General features: G+C 56.7%; 1 rRNA gene (running past one end of the window). It reads right to left on the bottom strand.

Features of this window, described 5'->3' with window-relative positions:
- Positions 1–22 precede the first annotated feature (22 nt).
- Positions 23–1,205, bottom strand: a 23S ribosomal RNA gene (locus ACFYZB_RS46685); its annotated part runs 1,281 nt beyond the window's last position; the annotation flags it as partial.

Here is a 1,205-nt window from a genome sequence, read left to right as displayed (position 1 = left end):
AACACAGTGGACGCGAGCAACTGAGGACAAGCCCTCGGCCTATTAGTACCGGTCACCTCCACCAGTTACCTGGCTTCCAGATCCGGCCTATCAACCCAGTCGTCTACTGGGAGCCTTACCCCATCAAGTGGGTGGGAGTCCTCATCTCGAAGCAGGCTTCCCGCTTAGATGCTTTCAGCGGTTATCCCTCCCGAACGTAGCCAACCAGCCATGCCCTTGGCAGAACAACTGGCACACCAGAGGTTCGTCCGTCCCGGTCCTCTCGTACTAGGGACAGCCCTTCTCAAGACTCCTACGCGCACAGCGGATAGGGACCGAACTGTCTCACGACGTTCTAAACCCAGCTCGCGTACCGCTTTAATGGGCGAACAGCCCAACCCTTGGGACCGACTCCAGCCCCAGGATGCGACGAGCCGACATCGAGGTGCCAAACCATCCCGTCGATATGGACTCTTGGGGAAGATCAGCCTGTTATCCCCGGGGTACCTTTTATCCGTTGAGCGACGGCGCTTCCACAAGCCACCGCCGGATCACTAGTCCCGACTTTCGTCCCTGCTCGACCCGTCGGTCTCACAGTCAAGCTCCCTTGTGCACTTACACTCAACACCTGATTGCCAACCAGGCTGAGGGAACCTTTGGGCGCCTCCGTTACCCTTTAGGAGGCAACCGCCCCAGTTAAACTACCCATCAGACACTGTCCCTGATCCGGATCACGGACCCAGGTTAGACATCCAGCACGACCAGACTGGTATTTCAACGACGACTCCACACACACTGGCGTGCATGCTTCACAGTCTCCCAGCTATCCTACACAAGCCGAACCGAACACCAATATCAAACTGTAGTAAAGGTCCCGGGGTCTTTCCGTCCTGCTGCGCGAAACGAGCATCTTTACTCGTAGTGCAATTTCACCGGGCCTATGGTTGAGACAGTCGAGAAGTCGTTACGCCATTCGTGCAGGTCGGAACTTACCCGACAAGGAATTTCGCTACCTTAGGATGGTTATAGTTACCACCGCCGTTTACTGGCGCTTAAGTTCTCAGCTTCGCCCCACCGAAATGGAGCTAACCGGTCCCCTTAACGTTCCAGCACCGGGCAGGCGTCAGTCCGTATACATCGCCTTACGGCTTCGCACGGACCTGTGTTTTTAGTAAACAGTCGCTTCTCGCTGGTCTCTGCGGCCACCCCCAGCTCGAGGAGCAAGC

The organism is Streptomyces sp. NPDC001852 (assembly GCF_042891825.1).
In the GTDB taxonomy this organism is placed as follows: Bacteria; Actinomycetota; Actinomycetes; order Streptomycetales; family Streptomycetaceae; genus Streptomyces.
The sequence above is the reverse complement of the archived record's forward strand: the minus strand, read 5'-3'. Positions and strand labels throughout refer to the sequence as shown.